We start from the raw sequence: 16,787 nt of genomic DNA, 5'->3' as shown, positions 1-16,787 counted from the left end.
TGCTCAAACAGTATGCGCCTCGCTGTCTCGGCGGCGCTGGCGGTGCTCCCCGATCGTCGACGCAGGGGTGTGCTGCAGGTGGATGGCCGTGGACATGGGGTCCTTTTCTGCTGCACTGGTGGATGGAACGGCCTGATTCAGACTGGCCATATCCCGCGTGCCTAAGCAGTGCAGGAGTCGGCAACCTGAGGCATATAGAGTACCATAGCCACCCGTCACAACGTTATGGGTGGGGCAATGAACGCTCGGGCCGAGCGGCGTGTTGAAGCTCAGGGTATGGGCCCCAGTCGATCTATTCCCCGCAGGAGGCGCAGTGGATCCCATCATTTCAGTCACCGGCCTCGGTAAGACCTACGGCTCCGGTTTTGTCGCCCTCAGGGGGATCGACCTGGAGATCCGACGCGGCGAGATTTTCGCGCTATTGGGGCCTAATGGTGCCGGTAAGACCACCCTTATCAGCATCGTTTGCGGCATCGTCAACCCCTCCAAGGGGCGGGTGCTGGCCGACGGTCACGATATCCTGCGCGACTACCGCGCGGCCCGTCGCAAGATCGGGCTGGTGCCCCAGGAGCTCTGCACCGACTCCTTCGAAAGCGTGTGGGCTACGGTGACCTTCAGTCGCGGTCTGTTCGGTAAGGCGCCCAATGCGGCCTATATCGAGCAGGTACTGCGCCAGCTTTCGCTGTGGGATAAGCGGCACGCCCAGCTCAGGGAGCTTTCCGGGGGGATGAAGCGGCGGGTGATGATCGCCAAGGCGCTCTCCCATGAGCCCGACATCCTGTTCCTCGACGAACCCACGGCGGGGGTGGATGTTGAGCTGCGCCGGGATATGTGGGAGATGGTGCGTCAGCTGCGGGACCGGGGGGTCACCATTATTCTTACCACCCACTACATCGAGGAGGCGGAAGAGATGGCCGACCGGATCGGGGTGATCAACAAGGGGCGGCTGATTCTGGTAGAGGAGAAGCGGCAGCTGATGGCCAAACTGGGTAAGAAAGAGCTGCGGGTTACCCTGCAACGCCCGCTGGAGCAAATGCCTACCGCCCTGGCAACCTATAAGCTGGGGGTTGAGGAAGATGGCTGCGTGCTGGTGTACGGTTACGATACCCAGCGCTCGGAGAACGGCATCGCCGACCTTTTGCGTAGCCTCAACGAAGCGGGCCTGGAAGTGCGTGATCTCCACTCCAGTGAAAGCTCGCTGGAAGAGATCTTCGTCAGCCTGGTGCGGGAGCCCTGAGATGAACCTGTACGGAATACGAGCCATTTATACCTTTGAGATGGCAAGGGCCTGGCGCACCCTGATGCAGAGCATCGCTTCGCCGGTGCTCTCCACCACCCTCTATTTTGTGGTGTTCGGCACCGCCATTGGCGATCGCATGGGTAATATCGAGGGGATCAGCTACGGAGCCTTCATTATCCCCGGGCTGGTGATGCTATCGCTGCTGGGGGAGAGTATCTCCAACGCTTCGTTCGGGATATTTTTCCCCAAGTTTTCCGGCACCATCTATGAGGTGTTATCGGCGCCGGTCTCCCCCTTCGAGATCGTATTGGGCTACGTGGGGGCGGCGGCCACCAAGTCAATTCTGTTGGGGCTGCTGATCCTGCTGACGGCCCGGCTGTTTGTGGACTACGAGATCCAGCACCCGCTGTGGATGCTGACTTTCCTGGTGCTGACGGCCGTTACCTTCAGCCTGTTTGGCTTCGTGATCGGCATCTGGGCGGATGATTTCCAGAAGCTGCAGATCATCCCCTTGATGGTGATCACCCCCCTTACCTTCCTCGGCGGTGCCTTCTACTCCATCAGCATGTTGCCCGAGCCCTGGCAGACACTGACCCTGTTCAACCCGGTGGTTTACCTGATTAGCGGTTTCCGCTGGGCCTTTTACGGGGTCGCCGACGTCAACCTGGCCCTCAGCCTGGGGATGACGCTGCTGTTCTTGCTGCTCTGTCTGGGGGTCGTCGGTCGGATTTTTTATACCGGTTATCGCCTCAAAAGTTAGGGGGCTGGATGGCACTGCATTCAATAGCCCGTCAATTCAATGAGATATACACAGGGTCATCCTTGGAAACGTGTTTCGCGTCAACAAATTGGCGTAAAAGTGGATTATTATGCAGGATATAGATAAAGCTCGGGGTAAGATAAAAGTGTTAAATGCTGTAGGTTACTGGTAATACCGCGCATCGAAATTGGAGTATTTTGATCGGGTGGATTTAAGTTTGACTGGCGTTCTGAATGCCAAACTGCAGGATGGTCAATGATGCCTCAGAAGTACAGGGAAAAAGGTTTTACCATCATGGAACTGATGATCGCGGTGGCGATAGCAGGGGTGTTGGTCAGCCTGGCCATGCCAACGTTTCGTGACTCCATAAAGCGCAACCGGGTGGCGATGGCGCAGGACGAGCTGTTTAGCGCATTGATCTTTGCCCGTTCCGAAGCGGTCAACCGCTCGTTACCGGTGAGCCTCTGTGTCAGCGCCAATCAAACCAGCTGCAGCGGCGGCGCCGGAGTGGTTGACTGGAGTAGCGGCTGGATCGTGTTTGAGGACGCCAACGCCAATGGCACCCTGGACGCCGGTGAACAGGCCCTGAGGGTCCGCAGCGCGCTGACCGGGGCAACACTGTCCTGGAGTAGCGGCGGCAGCCTGGTATACAACAACCAGGGCTTCACCTCGGTTACCGGTACCTTCACTCTGTGTGACGACGACGCCAGTCTGGTGTACGCAAAGTCCGTCACGGTGACCAATACCGGGCGGGTGCGGCGCTCGGAAAAAACAGTGAACGGGGGGGCGTTGGCATGTTGAGTTCATTTCCCCGCAAGCAGGCCGGTGTGGGCCTGATCGAAATCCTGGTCACCCTGCTGATCCTTGCGGTTGGCTTTCTGGGTATGGCAGCGCTGCAGGCCAACGCGCTGCGGTTGGGTCACTCCGCCTACGTGCGCACCCAGGCCAGTGTCCTCGCTTACGACATTATCGACCGCATCAGGGCCAACCCAACGGTAGCCCAGGGTGGTGGCTATGATATCGCTATCGGCGATAGCGGCAGTGATGTGGATACCTGCGAAGCGGCTGCCTGCAATACTGCCACGCTGGCCACCTACGACAAGCAGCAGTGGCTGTTCCTGTTGCAGTCCCAGCTGCCCAAGGGGGATGGCACCGTGTCGGTTGCGGGCGGTCGGGTAACGGTCACCGTGCAGTGGGATGAGAGCCGCGGTCAGGCGGCCCAGACCCTGGCCACGGAAACGGTGGAGGCGCTGTTATGATGAACGGGTCCAAGGGGATTAGAGGCTTCTCCCTGGTGGAGTTGCTGGTGGCCATGGCGATCGGTCTGATCCTGATGGCGGGGGTGGTGCAGATCTTTATCGCCAACAAAGGCACCTACCTGATGCAGCGAGAGCAGGAGGGCATTCAGGAGAGCGCCCGCTTCGCCCTGCATGAGATGACCGAAGACCTGCGCATGGTGGGCTACGGTGGCTGTGGCAGTGCCACCAAAATAGCCAACAGTGTGGATGACCCCTCCGGAGAGGGGGCGATGTTCCAGCAGGGAATTGTCGGCTTTCACCTTGATAAAGCAGGGGATGGTTACCCGGCCCGTGGGGTGGATGTCATCCCGGTCAGTGACTACCCCGCCATACTCAACGATGCCTGGCCCGGCACCGATGCCTTCCAGGCCCACAATGTCGGCGGTGGTGAGGGGTTGACCGTGACCGCCCACAATCCCAATGCGGCCACCATCCATTTCGACCAGACCCACTCCTATAAGCCGGGCACCATCATGATCATGGCCAGCGAGGATTGCTCGCAGATCGGTGTGTTTGCCATGTCCGGCCCCACCAATAACAGCAATAACGCAACCACCATTGTGCACAATACCGGTACCAACCCCGTGGAAAACTGTACCAAGTTCCTCGGCGGTGAGTTTACCTGTGTCTCCGGATCGGCTGAGGCCAAGCAATATGGGCCGGGCTCCAGCGTGTTGGCAGTTGAGTCATCCACCTATTTTATTCGCAACTCAGGGGCCGATGCTTCAACACCCGCCCTCTACCGGTTGCGGGTAAATGAGACCAGCGCCGAGGAGCTGGTGCCGGGTGTAGAGGGACTGAGGGTTTTGTATGGCCTAGATACCGACCTGGACGCAGTAGCTAACCAGTATCTATTGGCCACCGAAGTGGATGAGTCGGACTGGCCCATGGTGGTGGCCGTGCGCCTGATTCTCGATGTTCGCAGTATCGAGCGCTTCGAGGGGGACTACCTCCGCCAGCGCTTTACGACCACCGTACAGATTCGTAACCGGGGATAATTGCGTGAAAAAGCAACGTGGCAGTGTATTGGCCATCAGCCTGATCCTTCTCCTGATCCTGACCATGGTGGGGATCCGCGGCATGCAGTCGACGGCGCTGGAGGAGCGTATGTCCGGAAACTACCAGGACAACAACCTGGCTTTCCAGGCCGCGGAGGCGGCCCTGACCGAAGCCGAGGACTGGGTACTGAGCACCGACTTCGACCGCGAGGTGCACCTGCGTGCCGGATGTACCGGCAATGCACTCTGTTTTGATAGCGGCTGCGATGGAGGACTGTGCCTGACGGGGGCGATCAGCAGTGGTTGCTCGCTGCGTACCACCGAAAACCACCCCTGGGTAGTCGATCCGGCCACCGGAAATGAACTGACCGACGCCGCTGCCCACGATGGTTCAGGCAACTACGTCAATGTCTGGGAGGATGCTAACCTCCACCGCACCGTGGGCACCACCCTCTCCGGGGTGAGCTCGCCGGCCAAGTACATTGTTGAGTTCCGCTGTTTTACCCAAAAGGACCCGGAAGCTCCGGCACCGCAGCCCTATCCGAACGATGCCGCGCAGTGGTCCGAACTGTATCGAATTACGGCGCTGGGTACCGGTGGTCGGGACACGAATCGAGCCATGCTGCAAAGCACGGTTCGTAAGGATTAGGAGAGTCATCATGAGCCAACAACCTGTGATCTACAAAACCCTTGGTGCGCTGGTGCTCCTGCTGGCATCCACCCAGAGCAATGCGGCTATCGACGCCAGTGTGGCGACATCCGATGACTTTTCCGCAACCCCCCCCCTGTTGACCCGCAGCAGCGTACCATTGGTGATGCTCGGGATGTCGGTCGACCACGAGTTGTTCAAGCGGGCTTACAGCGACTACACCGACCTGGATGCGGATGGGCAGCTGAACACCACTTACACCGACAGCTTCGATTACTACGGCTATTTCGACAGCGACTGGTGCTACAGCTATGGCAGTGGGGAGTTTTCCCCCATCAAAGCCGTAGACGGGATCAGCGACGGCTCTAACCACTATTGCAGCTCCCTCTCAGGGCAACGGCTGTGGAGTGGTAACTTCCTCAACTGGGCAAGCATGAGTCGCATCGACCTGATTCGCAAGGTGCTCTATGGCGGCAAGCGCAGCACGGATATCGATGGCAAAACGGTGCTGGAGCGGGCCTATCTGCCCGAAGATGTGCATGCCTTTGGCAAGGTCTATCAGGGGTCCGATATTGGCCAGCTGACCCCATATACCAGCGCCGTCAGCCTGTGCAGTCTCTCCACCTCCACCACCAGTGCCCCCTTGATGCGCGTCGCCAGTGGTGATTGGCCGCGCTGGGCCTCCAGTGAGTCCTTTCAGTGCGCCTGGGATAATGGGCTATCTTCGCCCCCTGAGGCTACCAATAAGCTGATGGAAGCCTATGTGAGGGTGGTGCGTTGTGAAGCCAGCCTGGATGCGGCGACGTCGGACGAGTGCCAGACCTACAGTAACGGAAACCACAAGCCCGTGGGTTTACTGCAGAACTACGGTGAGCAGGGCAACATCCGCTTTGGCCTGATCTCCGGCAGTTACGACAAACGGGATGCCGGCGGGGTGTTGCGCAAGAATATCGGCCTGATCGGCGGCAATACCGACCCCACCGACGATGAGGTGGATGCCGTATCGGGCCGTTTCAATACGGTCAACGGCATTATCAACACCATCGATCGTTTTCGCATCGCCAAATATGACCACAGCACCCACCGTTATACCGATTGTGGCACCCACAGTGTCAGCGTCGACCAATACCTCAGGGGGGATTATAAGTGCAGCAACTGGGGTAACCCGGTTGCCGAAATCTACCTTGAGGCGCTGCGCTACTTCTCCGGTGCCCAGGTAGCGACCACGACCTTCGATACCGCCAACGATGATGACTATGTCACGGGCTTGACCCGGGAAAGCAACTGGATCGATCCGCTGAACAGCACCAACGCCTGTGCCAGTTGCGCCATCATTATGCTGGCTTCCGGAATGAACTCCTTCGACCGCGACCAGCTTGCCTCGGCAGCCGATGTAGAGGGGTTGAGCGGTACGGCCGATGTGCAGGCCCTGACCGACCGGGTCGGTAACATTGAGATGGGCGGTAGCTTCAGCGGTGAGTACATCGCCAACAATGGCAACGGCAACTGTGTCGCACAGACGGTAACCCAGCTGTCGGGTATCGACGGGGTCTGCCCCGAAGTGCCCATGCTCAAGGGCGGGTATGATTCGGCTGGCCTGGCCTACTACTCCCGCATTGCTGACCTGAGAAATGCACTGCCCGACCAGCAAAACATTACCACCTACGCCATGCAGATGAATGAGACGCTGCCCAGCTTCGAGTTCCAGGTTGATGGCGGCATGATCAGCATTTTACCAGCCTGCGAGTCCAACAAGGTAAGTAGTGACCTCGGCGATAGTAATTGGCAGGGATGCAGCCTGACCAACGTAGAGATTGTTGATGGCAGTACGTCGACCCAGGGCACCCTGCGGTTTTACTGGGAGGACTCGCTGTGGGGCAATGACTACGATATCGACGGGGTGCAAACCATCGACTATTGCGTGGGAGCCACCTGCGGTTCTAACCAAGTCAGGGCTAACGAGGTGCGTTTTACCAACGGCCTCATCTATGCATTTGCCGGCAATAGCATGCGCTTCACCTACGCGGTCTCCGGATCGACCCGTGACGGCCTCAATACGGGGAACAGCAACGGCAACTGGCTGCTGCGCCCAGGGGGGCAGAACTTCAGTGCCTTCCCCGGAGAGGAGGTTAACCTCGGCAACCAGCCCTCCCCCATCGATACGGTGTTTACCGCGGGCCGAACCACCGCCGTGTTGCTCAAGAGCCCGCTTTGGTATACCGCCAAGTACGGCGGTTTCAATGACCTGGATGGTGACAACACCCCCAACCACAGTTCGGGCGATAACCGGGAGTGGGATGCGAAGAATAACCTCACTGGTGAGTTTGTGCCCGATGGAGAGCCGGATAACTACTTCTTTGCCAGCAACCCGGCGCGCCTGAAAAGCCAGTTGAGCGAAGTGTTTGACAGCATCATCAGTCGCACCTCTTCGGGAACCAACGCCGCGGTGGTCTCCAGCTCCAATACCGGTGTCGGGGCCATCTACCAGGCGCTGTACCAGCCACGGGTTAACAAGGGGAACCAGGCGGTGACCTGGGCCGGTTACATGCACTCCCTCTTTATCGATGGTCGTGGCCGTATTCGCGAGGACAGCAATGGCAACAAGCGTCTGGACTCCTCCGACTACGCCATTAATATCTACTTTGATGCCTCGGTGGATCGCACCCTGCTGCAGCGCTATGTGGTCAATACCGACCAGACCCTGAGCCCGACCGGTTCACCGCGGGATATCTCTGAGCTGAAGCCCATTTGGGATGCGCGACTTGAGCTGGCCAAAATGAGTAATGGCAACGCGGCCACCCAGCGCGGCTACAACGCAGCCAATACGTTGCGCCATCTGCTGACCTCGCTGGATACGGACGGCGACGGAGCGGATGAACTGGTGGACTTCACCGCGTCCACCATGAGCAGTTTTTATGAGTATCTGGCGGTCCCCAGTGCGTCGGAAGCGACTCAGTTAGTGAACTACATTCGGGGCGATGACAGTAATCCCAACTTCCGCAGCCGTACCATCGTGATGGATTCTAGCGGAACGGCCAAGGTCTGGCGCCTGGGCGATGTTATTCATTCGACCCCCGAGATCGTGGGGCCGCCCGAAGGCAACTACAACATCACCCGTCAGGACCCGACCTTCACGGAGTACTGGAACACCTATAAGGATCGCCGCCAGATGATCTACGTGGGCGCCAATGACGGTATGTTACACGCCTTCAATGGCGGCTTCTGGAACTCAAATACCCAGGGCTTCGACAAGGTAAGAACCTCGGAAACGGCCCATGAACTTGGGGCGGAAGTCTGGGGCTACGTGCCCAAGCAGGTACTGCCTCATCTTCGATGGCTGGCCGAGCGCAATTACCCCCATGTCTACTATGTGGATGGCGAGCCGATCAGCTTTGACGCTAACATCTTTACCCCCTCCACCACCCATCCCAATGGCTGGGGTACGATTCTGGTGGTGGGTATGCGGTTCGGTGGTGGAGCCCAGAGCGTGACCGTTGGCGGTACCAGTGAAGTCCTGAGCTCTGGCTATCTGGTCTTTGATGTGACCGACCCCGAGTCGCCACCGACCCTGCTGGCGGAAATTACCCACCCTGAGCTCGGTTATACCACCAGCAAACCGACCCTGGTCAAGGCACGGGTACCCGCAGTGGACGCACTCAATGCACCGGACTGGAGCCAGCCGCCGGTACTCAATAAGTGGTATCTGGCGCTGGGCTCCGGCCCGACTGACCTCGCCTCGGCGGCCAGCAACCAGACTGGTAAACTCTTTCTCTTTGATCTGGCCACCGGTCAATTTGCCAGCGGTCTGACGGCGGTGGGTGTGGCCTCCGCAGCGGGTGACAGCGCGCTCGGCAGCAGTTATCTTGGCGACCTCACCGCGGTGGACTGGAACGATGACAACATCGACGATGTGGTTTACTTTGGCACCAGTAACGTCGATCTCAGTGGCGGCAATAGCGTGTCGGGTAACCTCAAACGCTGGGTGCTGAGCTGGGATTCCAATGGGGTCACCACCGGCTCGGGCATTTCAACCCTGCTGGAGACCGGGCAACCGATCGTGGCGGAGCCCTACACTCTGGTTGATACCCTCAAGCGCAACTGGATCTATGCCGGCACCGGCCGCCTACTGGTGACCAGCGACAACCGCAATATCGAACAGCAGAGCTACTATGGTGTGAAGGAGCCTCTGGATGCCACGACCGGCGTGCGCACCTACGCCTCAGTGCCCATGAGTGAGATCAGTGACAACAGCTCTATAGCGGTGTTCACCGATAGCTCGATCAAGGATATAAGCAGCGGTTCGCTGCAGGATGTGGTGATTAATGGGTCCACCCTGACCAATATGGCCTCCCTCATCCGGGAGATGAATAACTGGTCTGGCTGGAAACGCAATCTGGAGCATAACAACAGCCTACCCAGCGGCCGTAACCTGAGTGCGTCCGAGCGGCTGTTTGAAACCCTGTATTTTACCGAATATGTACCGCCTGCCGAACAGTGTGATATTGAGGGTAACAGTTACATCAATGCGCTGGACTACCGCACCGGGACGGCTTCGCTGATGCAAGGATTCGGCAACAGCACAGAGTACGTCAGCAATACCAACAATGTGATTGTCGACCGGCTTGATATTGGTACCGGGCTGGCCTCTGCTCCCCTCATCCACCGGGGTGGGGACGGAACCACCAGTATCATTACCCAGAAGTCGACCGGTGAAATCGGTACCGATCTGGTCAACGTGACCTCCCGGGGTGGTCGAGCCAGCTGGCGGCAGATTTTTTAGTAATAGAGAGGCGCCCTGCTATGGGCAGGGGCGCCCAGGTTTAAGGACTTAAGATGCAACCACAAAAAGGTTTTTCACTGATTGAATTGATGATCGTGGTGGCCATCGTGGCCGTTATTGCCGCCATTGCCATCCCCAACTACCAGGAGAGCGTTCGCAAATCCAATCGATCGGATGGCAAGGCGGCGCTGGCCAACGCCGCTACCCTGCAGGAGCGTTTCTTTACCCGCAATAATCGCTACAGCAACGCGATGGCGGACATCGGGGGTAACGTCTCCGCTGAGGGTTATTACAACCTGTCGGTGGACAATACCGCGGCCACCACCGGCTGTGCGGCCGACGGTGATTGCTTTGTGTTGACGGCAACGGCAACCCGTGGGCAGGTTAATGATACCGGCTGCACCACACTGACCCTCGCTCATACGGGCCTCAAAACCCCCGCAGCCTGCTGGTAGTTGGTTGCGGACAGAGGGGCGTCAACAACCTGGCCTAAGCTGTCGCCCCCGCTCTGCGTATTGAGATGTGCGCCGTGCAGTCGCTATCATGACGATCATCGGTTACCACGCTTGCAGCGAGAACAAGGCTCCACGGGCGTCGGTCAGCCTTCGTAATTCATACCGCCGGGAGCCTGTGTGACTTCATCTGCCGTTCTGTTCGACATCGAGGGTGCCGTCTGCACCATCACTCTTAACCGGCCGGAGGTACGCAACGCCGTGGATGGCCCGACGGCGACGGCGCTGCGTGCCGCCTTCGAGCGCTTTGATGCCGACCCCACGCTGCACGTAGCCGTACTGGCCGGTGCCGGTGGGAACTTCTGTGCCGGGGCTGATCTCAAGGCCTTCGGTGACCCGCAGCGGCGCAACGCGATCGAGCCCAGCGGTACCGGTCCGGGGCCCATGGGGCCGAGCCGGATGCTGCTGAGCAAACCGGTGATTGCAGCAGTATCCGGTCATGCGGTGGCGGGCGGCCTGGAGTTGGCCCTGCTGTGCGACCTGCGAGTGGCCGAGCGCTCGGCAGTGTTCGGGGTATTTTGCCGGCGCTGGGGGGTGCCACTGATCGACGGCGGTACCGTGCGTCTGCCGCGCATCATCGGCCAGGGGCGAGCCCTGGATATGATCCTCACCGGGCGCCCGGTGAAGGCCGATGAGGCCCTGCAGATCGGGTTGGCCAACCGGGTGGTTGAGGAGGGTGAGGCGCTGGAAGCAGCTCGTCAACTGGCGCGGGATATCGCCGCTTTTCCCCAGCAGTGCATGAACGCCGATCGTCGCTCCAGCTACCAGCAGTGGGACCATGATTTGCCGACGGCACTGGCCAATGAGGGGGCAGGGGGCTACCCCATTGTGTTTCAGGAGGCGCTGAGCGGTGCCGAACGGTTTGCGGCTGGGGCGGGCCGCCACGGAGCGTTTGATTCGCTCGAGGAGTAGTTAGGACCGCCGGGGTGAACCCCGGCGACCGGGGCGGACCTGAGGGGATCAGGCGAAGGCTTTTTCCAGCGGTGGAACCACCTGCTTCTTGCGGCTGAGGACGCCGTCGAGCCAGGCCCGACCCTCCACGAGGGCGGTCTCGAAGGCGTTTTCAACCAGGCTGAGGTCATCGCTCACCACCAGTAGCTCGGATCCCTCCTGCATGATGTCGGTCAGCAGCAGGCAGACGCTGTGGCGCTCCCCCTCCGCCTTGAGACGAGCAATATCGGCCTGCAGGTCGGCCTTGATGGGGTCAAACACCGACAGGTCCACGGTCTCCAGCTGGCCGATGCCCACGCGCTTGCCACCCATATCGAAATCCTTGAAATCGCGCATCACCAGCTCGCGTACCGGGGTACCCTGCACGTTAGACTTTACCTTGAACATCTCAACCCCAAAGGCCTTGGCGTCCTCGACGCCGGCGATGGTGGCCAGGGCTTCCACTGCAGCGATGTCGAGGGGGGTGCAGGTGGGGGACTTAAAGATCACGGTATCGCTGAGGATAGCGCTCATCATGATGCCGGCAATCGCCTTGGGGATTTCGATACCGTAGTAGTCGTACATCTCCTTGATGATGGTGTTGCTGCAGCCCACCGGCCGGATCCAGCACTCCAGCGGTGCCGAGGTGGTGATATCCCCCAGCTTATGGTGGTCCACGATACCGAGGATGGTGGCTTCACTGAGATCGTCCGGGCTCTGGGCGCGGTCGGAATGGTCGACGATGTAGACCGATTCGCCGGCGAAGGAGGTTTTCAGGGCCGGGGCCTCCAGTCCGAAGGTGTCGAGGATAAAAGCGGTCTCGGGATTCAGCTCCCCCAACCGCGCCGGGGCCGCCGATTCGCCGATGCTGTTTTTTAGGTGGGCAAGGGCGATAGCGGAGCAGATGGAGTCGGAATCGGGGATTTTGTGACCAAGTACGTACGCGGGCATAGCAACCTCCAGTTAACGGGCGCACGACTATAGCAAAAAAGGGCCGTCCGGAGAGCTACTACGTTGGTCGATCAACGGCCAGCCGGGGTGTTGTCCAGCTCCTCGGCCAAAACCTCTGCCACCTCGGGCATCGCCTCGGCGAAGGTGGCGGCCACCTCAGCGGCCTGCTCGGGGGCCAGCTCCGAAATCTCGCTGACCAACTCGGCGGCGCTCTGCTCGCTGTTGTCATCCTCGCGGTCGGCTGGGCGCACGGACTGGTGTTCTTCGGCCAGTACCCGGGCGTAGTATTCAGCCACCGCTATGGCGGATTCGGGGGCCGATTCGATGGCTACTCTCGCCATCTCCAGCCGCAGATCCGGCATCTCCCGGCCGATCTCGGCGGCGATCTCCACCACCCGTTCCGGCATCTCTCGGGCCAGGCGGCTGACCAGGGCGTAAGCGCGATTCGGTTGGGCGCGGACAATGGCAATGGTAATCTCCAATGCCTGCTCCGGTACCGCATCCAGCAGCACCTGGTAGAAGCGCAAGGGGTCGATCTGTTCGACGCTGGCGACCGCGGTGGTGATTTCGGCGCTGTGCTCGGAACCAGCCATCGCCACCGCCCGTGCCAGTTTGATAGCCGCGCCCGGATCGGTTTCGGCGACCTCGGAGGCGATCCGCGCCTCCTCACTGAGCTCGCCGGGCGATTCGATGAAGTCGGTGCGTGGGTCGCGGTCGGGCATCATGGGTGCAGCGCCGGTGTGCACCGAAACCTGCTCCTGCTCCTCCACCGGCAGTGCCTTTCGGGCCCGCATACGGTAGACCACGAAGGCGGCCAGTAACAGTTGCCCTACAGCCAGGAAAACAAACAAGGCGCCATAGCCGGCTACGCCCATGACCAGAGATGCCGCGTAGGGGCCCAGGATACCCCCCAGCGAGAAGGCGAGGATCAGGCAACCCATAGCCGCCACCATCTCGTTGGTGCGTAGCTTGTCGAACGCCTCGGCGATGCTAATGGGGTAGAAGCAGGAGATGATTCCCGCAGTAACCGCCGTCGCCGCGCAGGTCAGCCAGAACTGCCCGGCACTCGCCAGACCCGTGACTGAGAGGCCACTGATGCAGGAGATCAGCAGCACCACCAGCAGGACGCTACGGCGATCAAAGCGGTCGGTCAGGTAACCCACGGGGAACTGCAGCAGGAACCCGCCCATAATGGCGGCCCCCATATAAAGGGGTAGACGACTATCGGTGATCCCGTAATAGCGGGCGAACAGGGGTAGCATGTTGAACAGGGCCGAGTAGACCACTCCGGCCATAAAACAGCTCACCACCCCCAGCGGCGAGCGCTGGTAGAGCGTTTTCAGGGACATGGTGGCCACTTCCGCCAGTGCGGGGCCGCTCTGGCGGCTCAGGACCACCGGAATCACAGAGGCGGTCAGCAGGATGCCACCCAGCACGAACAGGGTGGTTTCGGTAGGCGCGGCCAGGTTGAGCAGGAACTGGCCCATGAAAAGCCCCACCAGCATCACAACTTGATAGAAGGCCAGCACCCGCCCGCGGTTACTCTTGCTGGCACTTTCATTGAGCCAGCTCTCCATGGCGCAATATGCGCAGGCGTTGCAAAAGCCGATCACGACGCGCATCGCTCCCCACAGGGCGGCGTCGGTGTAGAGGCTGCACAGCAGGACGCTGACTGCGGCAATGGCCAGGCAGCCGGCAAACATGCGGATATGGCCGGCGCGGCGGATCAGCTGGCGGGCATAAAGCCCTCCGGCGAGCATGCCGACAAAATAGAGCGACAGCACCAGGCCGATGGTATCGGTGCCCATCGACTCCAGGTCCATACGCACTGGCAGCAGGATGTTGATCAGTCCGTTGCCCAGCATCATGATAAAACAGCTGACCAGCAGCGATGCCAGGGGCAGCAGCGTCAAACGCATTGGGAGTCCTCGTGAACAGATGAATGAGACCGCCTCTCGGCGGTAAAGCCCTACTATAGCCCGCGAGCGCGAGGCTTTCTAATCAGGGGGACAAGAGAGAGCAGGGCCCCGGCTGGAGCCCTGCGGTTGGGGGCGCTGAGTGCCCCTGTTTTCGGTCAGGAGGGGAAGGCGAACTGGACCCCTTCACGCACTCCCGCCGAGGGCCAGCGTTGGGTGATGGTCTTGCGCTTGGTGTAGAAGCGAACCGCATCGGGTCCGTAGGCGTGGAGGTCACCAAACAGCGAGCGTTTCCAGCCACCGAAGCTGTGGTAGGCCACCGGCACCGGTAAGGGCACGTTGATGCCCACCATCCCCACCTCGATGTGGTCGGAGAAGTAGCGCGCGGCTTCTCCGTCACGGGTGAAGATGCAGGTGCCGTTCCCGTACTCGTGGTCGTTGATCAGCTGCATCGCCTCCTCCATGGTCTTGACCCGAACCACCTGCAGCACAGGGCCGAAGATCTCCTCCTTGTAGGAGACCATCTCTGGGGTGACCCGGTCGATCAGGGTGCCGCCTACGAAGAAACCTTCCGCATGCCCCTCAACCTCGGGGTGACGGCCATCGACCACCACCTCGGCGCCATCGGCCTCGGCGCTGTTGATGTAGCCCACCACCTTGTCGCGGTGGGCGGCGGTGATCAGCGGACCAAAGTCATTGCTGCTGTCGGAAAAGGCACCGACCTTGAGGCTCGCCATTGCCGCCTGCATCTTGCTGACCAGGGCATCGGCCGCGGCATCACCCACCGCCACCGCCACCGACAACGCCATGCAGCGCTCGCCGGAGGAGCCGAAAGCCGCTCCCAGCAGCTGGTTAACGGCGTTATCCATGTCGGCATCGGGCATCACGATGGCATGGTTCTTGGCGCCGCCCAGCGCCTGGCAGCGCTTGCCGTTGGCGTTTGCGGTGCTGTAGATGTATTCGGCGATGGGGGTAGAACCGACGAAGCTGACTGCCTTGATGCGGCTGTCGGTGAGCAGGCAGTCGACCGCGGTCTTGTCACCGTTGACTACGTTGAGCACCCCCTTGGGCAGGCCTGCCTCCTCCAGCAAACGGGCGATGAAGAGGGTTGAGCTGGGGTCGCGCTCGGAGGGTTTGAGGACAAAGGTGTTGCCGCAGGCGATCGCCATTGGGTACATCCACAGGGGCACCATTACCGGGAAGTTGAAGGGGGTGATGCCGGCCACTACCCCCAGCGGCTGAAACTCGCTCCAGGAGTCGATCCCCGGGCCCACGTCCCGGCTGTGCTCACCCTTCAGCAGCTCGGGCACGCCGCAGGCGTACTCCACGTTTTCGATGCCCCGCTGCAGCTCGCCGGCGGCGTCGTGGGCGATCTTTCCATGCTCTTCACCGATCAGCCGGCAGATGGTCTCGCTGTTGGCCTCCAGCAGCTCCTTGAAACGGAACATGATGCGGGCCCGTTTCAGAGGCGGAGTGGCGCGCCAGGCCGGGAAGGCAGCCTGGGCGGCAGCGATCGCCTCCTCGACGGTCGCCTTGGAGGCGAGGGCAACCTGCTTGTCGGCAGCGCCGGTGGAGGGGTTAAACACCGCCTGGGTGCGCTCGGCATCGCAGCGGGTTTCGCCATTAATCAGGTGGCCAATGGTGGTCATGCTATCTCCTCAATCCTGTTTATATCGTTCGGGCCGCCCCAGGGGCGGAAGGGAATCCTGTAGGCTGGGTCCGACCTGGTCGGTCCCGTGCTCGGTTGACACACTGTGACTGCCTGAATATGTTTAGTAAATCTATTTTTACTTAACTTTAGTTAAATAAATGCTAACCAAAGAATGGGCCACATGAAGACCAAACCAAGCCGGTTCAAGGGGCAGGTCAGCGATGTCGACCTGCGCATGTTGCGGATCTTTCGCAAGGTAGTCGAGTGCGGCGGGTTTTCCGCCGCCGAGGTGGAGCTTAATATCAGCCGGGCGGCGATCAGTATCGCCATGGCGGATCTGGAGACCCGTTTGGGGTTGCGGTTGTGCCAGCGTGGACGCTCCGGTTTCTCCCTTACCGACGAGGGCAGCCGGGTCTACGATTACAGCTTGCAGCTGCTCTCCGCGCTGGAGGATTTTCGCACCCAGGTCAATGCGCTCCACGCCCAGCTCAAGGGGGAGCTCAATATCGGTATCACCGACAATCTGGTCACCATGCCCCATATGCGCATCACCAATGCCCTCAAGGCGCTGAAGGGGCAGGGGGCGGAGGTCAATTACCACATTCGCATGAGCCCCCCCAACGAGATCGAACTGGGGGTGCTGGAGGGGCGGCTGCACCTGGGGGTAGTGCCCGAACTGAAGCCCCTCTCCGGACTTGAGTACCGCTCTCTCTACGAGGAGCAGTCACTGCTCTACTGCTCCTCCAATCACCCCCTGTTCCGGGTACCCGAAGGGCAGTTGACGGAGGCGATGATCCGCGGACAGGAGGCGGTGGTTCCCTCCTACGCCCAGTCCCCGGAGATCCGCTCGCGCTACCAACCCTTCAAGGCGTCGGCCACCGCCACCGACCGGGAGGGGGTGGCTTTCCTGATCCTGTCCGACTGCTACATCGGCTACCTCCCCAGCCACTTTGCCCAACGCTGGGTCAGCGAGGGGCGGATGCAGGTGCTGCTACCGGAGCGCTACCACTACAACACCCGTTTTGCCGCCATCACCCGTAAGGGGGGGCGTGCCAACCTGGTGCTGGATACCTTCCTCAAGATTTTGGAGAGCACCTAAGAC

General features: G+C 60.4%; 13 protein-coding genes. 10 read left to right on the top strand and 3 right to left on the bottom strand.

Going from position 1 to position 16,787, the window contains the following annotated elements; all coding sequences use genetic code 11:
* Window positions 1–313 precede the first annotated feature (313 nt).
* The 9 genes from D0544_RS10375 to D0544_RS10335 all read left to right on the top strand — a co-directional run bounded on the left by D0544_RS10375 (window position 314) and on the right by D0544_RS10335 (window position 11,149).
* Window positions 314–1,237 (top strand): ABC transporter ATP-binding protein, encoded by a 924-nt coding sequence (locus D0544_RS10375; protein WP_125016000.1) that lies wholly within the window; start codon window positions 314–316, stop codon window positions 1,235–1,237.
* Window position 1,238: 1 nt separating this feature from the next.
* Window positions 1,239–2,000 carry an ABC transporter permease gene (locus D0544_RS10370; protein WP_125015999.1) on the top strand — a complete coding sequence of 254 codons (762 nt, stop codon included), beginning with the start codon at window positions 1,239–1,241 and terminating at the stop codon, window positions 1,998–2,000.
* Between the two features lie 255 nt (window positions 2,001–2,255).
* Window positions 2,256–2,801, top strand: coding sequence for a GspH/FimT family pseudopilin (locus D0544_RS10365; protein ID WP_125015998.1), 546 nt, complete (start codon window positions 2,256–2,258; stop codon window positions 2,799–2,801).
* Window positions 2,795–3,259: a type IV pilus modification protein PilV gene (gene pilV, locus D0544_RS10360; protein WP_125015997.1), complete on the top strand. Its 465-nt coding sequence runs from the start codon at window positions 2,795–2,797 to the stop codon at window positions 3,257–3,259. Before D0544_RS10365 ends, pilV begins: the two co-directional genes overlap by 7 nt.
* On the top strand, window positions 3,256–4,296 hold the full coding sequence (locus D0544_RS10355; RefSeq protein ID WP_125015996.1) for a PilW family protein: 1,041 nt from the start codon (window positions 3,256–3,258) through the stop codon (window positions 4,294–4,296). The genes pilV and D0544_RS10355 overlap by 4 nt, the downstream gene beginning before the upstream one ends.
* 4 nt (window positions 4,297–4,300) lie before the next feature.
* A complete protein-coding gene (locus tag D0544_RS10350; protein WP_207905857.1) occupies window positions 4,301–4,945 on the top strand; it encodes a pilus assembly PilX family protein in 645 nt (214 codons plus the stop codon).
* A 10-nt stretch (window positions 4,946–4,955) separates the two neighbouring features.
* Complete coding sequence (locus D0544_RS10345; RefSeq protein ID WP_164880903.1) at window positions 4,956–9,725, top strand: pilus assembly protein; 4,770 nt, start codon at window positions 4,956–4,958, stop codon at window positions 9,723–9,725.
* A gap of 53 nt (window positions 9,726–9,778) precedes the next feature.
* Window positions 9,779–10,180 carry a type IV pilin protein gene (locus D0544_RS10340; RefSeq protein WP_125015993.1) on the top strand — a complete coding sequence of 134 codons (402 nt, stop codon included), beginning with the start codon at window positions 9,779–9,781 and terminating at the stop codon, window positions 10,178–10,180.
* Window positions 10,181–10,357: 177 nt separating this feature from the next.
* On the top strand, window positions 10,358–11,149 hold the full coding sequence (locus D0544_RS10335) for a crotonase/enoyl-CoA hydratase family protein (protein ID WP_125015992.1): 792 nt from the start codon (window positions 10,358–10,360) through the stop codon (window positions 11,147–11,149).
* A 48-nt stretch (window positions 11,150–11,197) separates the two neighbouring features.
* Here D0544_RS10335 and D0544_RS10330 read toward each other — a convergent pair whose 3' ends face one another.
* The 3 genes from D0544_RS10330 to D0544_RS10320 all read right to left on the bottom strand — a co-directional run bounded on the left by D0544_RS10330 (window position 11,198) and on the right by D0544_RS10320 (window position 15,683).
* Complete coding sequence (locus D0544_RS10330; protein ID WP_125015991.1) at window positions 11,198–12,118, bottom strand: manganese-dependent inorganic pyrophosphatase; 921 nt, start codon at window positions 12,116–12,118, stop codon at window positions 11,198–11,200.
* Between the two features lie 71 nt (window positions 12,119–12,189).
* The gene (locus D0544_RS10325) at window positions 12,190–14,037 is read right to left on the bottom strand and encodes an MFS transporter (RefSeq protein ID WP_125015990.1); all 1,848 of its coding nucleotides are present in this window, start codon (window positions 14,035–14,037) and stop codon (window positions 12,190–12,192) included.
* Between the two features lie 155 nt (window positions 14,038–14,192).
* Window positions 14,193–15,683 (bottom strand): CoA-acylating methylmalonate-semialdehyde dehydrogenase, encoded by a 1,491-nt coding sequence (locus tag D0544_RS10320; protein ID WP_125015989.1) that lies wholly within the window; start codon window positions 15,681–15,683, stop codon window positions 14,193–14,195.
* Between the two features lie 183 nt (window positions 15,684–15,866).
* On the opposite strand from D0544_RS10320, the gene D0544_RS10315 reads away from it, so the two are divergent.
* Entirely contained in the window at window positions 15,867–16,784 is a 918-nt protein-coding gene (locus tag D0544_RS10315; RefSeq protein ID WP_125015988.1) for a LysR family transcriptional regulator, read from the top strand.
* The last annotated feature ends 3 nt before the right edge of the window (window positions 16,785–16,787 follow it).

It is taken from the genome of Aestuariirhabdus litorea, assembly GCF_003864255.1.
Taxonomy (GTDB): domain Bacteria; phylum Pseudomonadota; class Gammaproteobacteria; order Pseudomonadales; family Aestuariirhabdaceae; genus Aestuariirhabdus; species Aestuariirhabdus litorea.
This window is presented reverse-complemented; position numbering and strand designations above follow the sequence as displayed.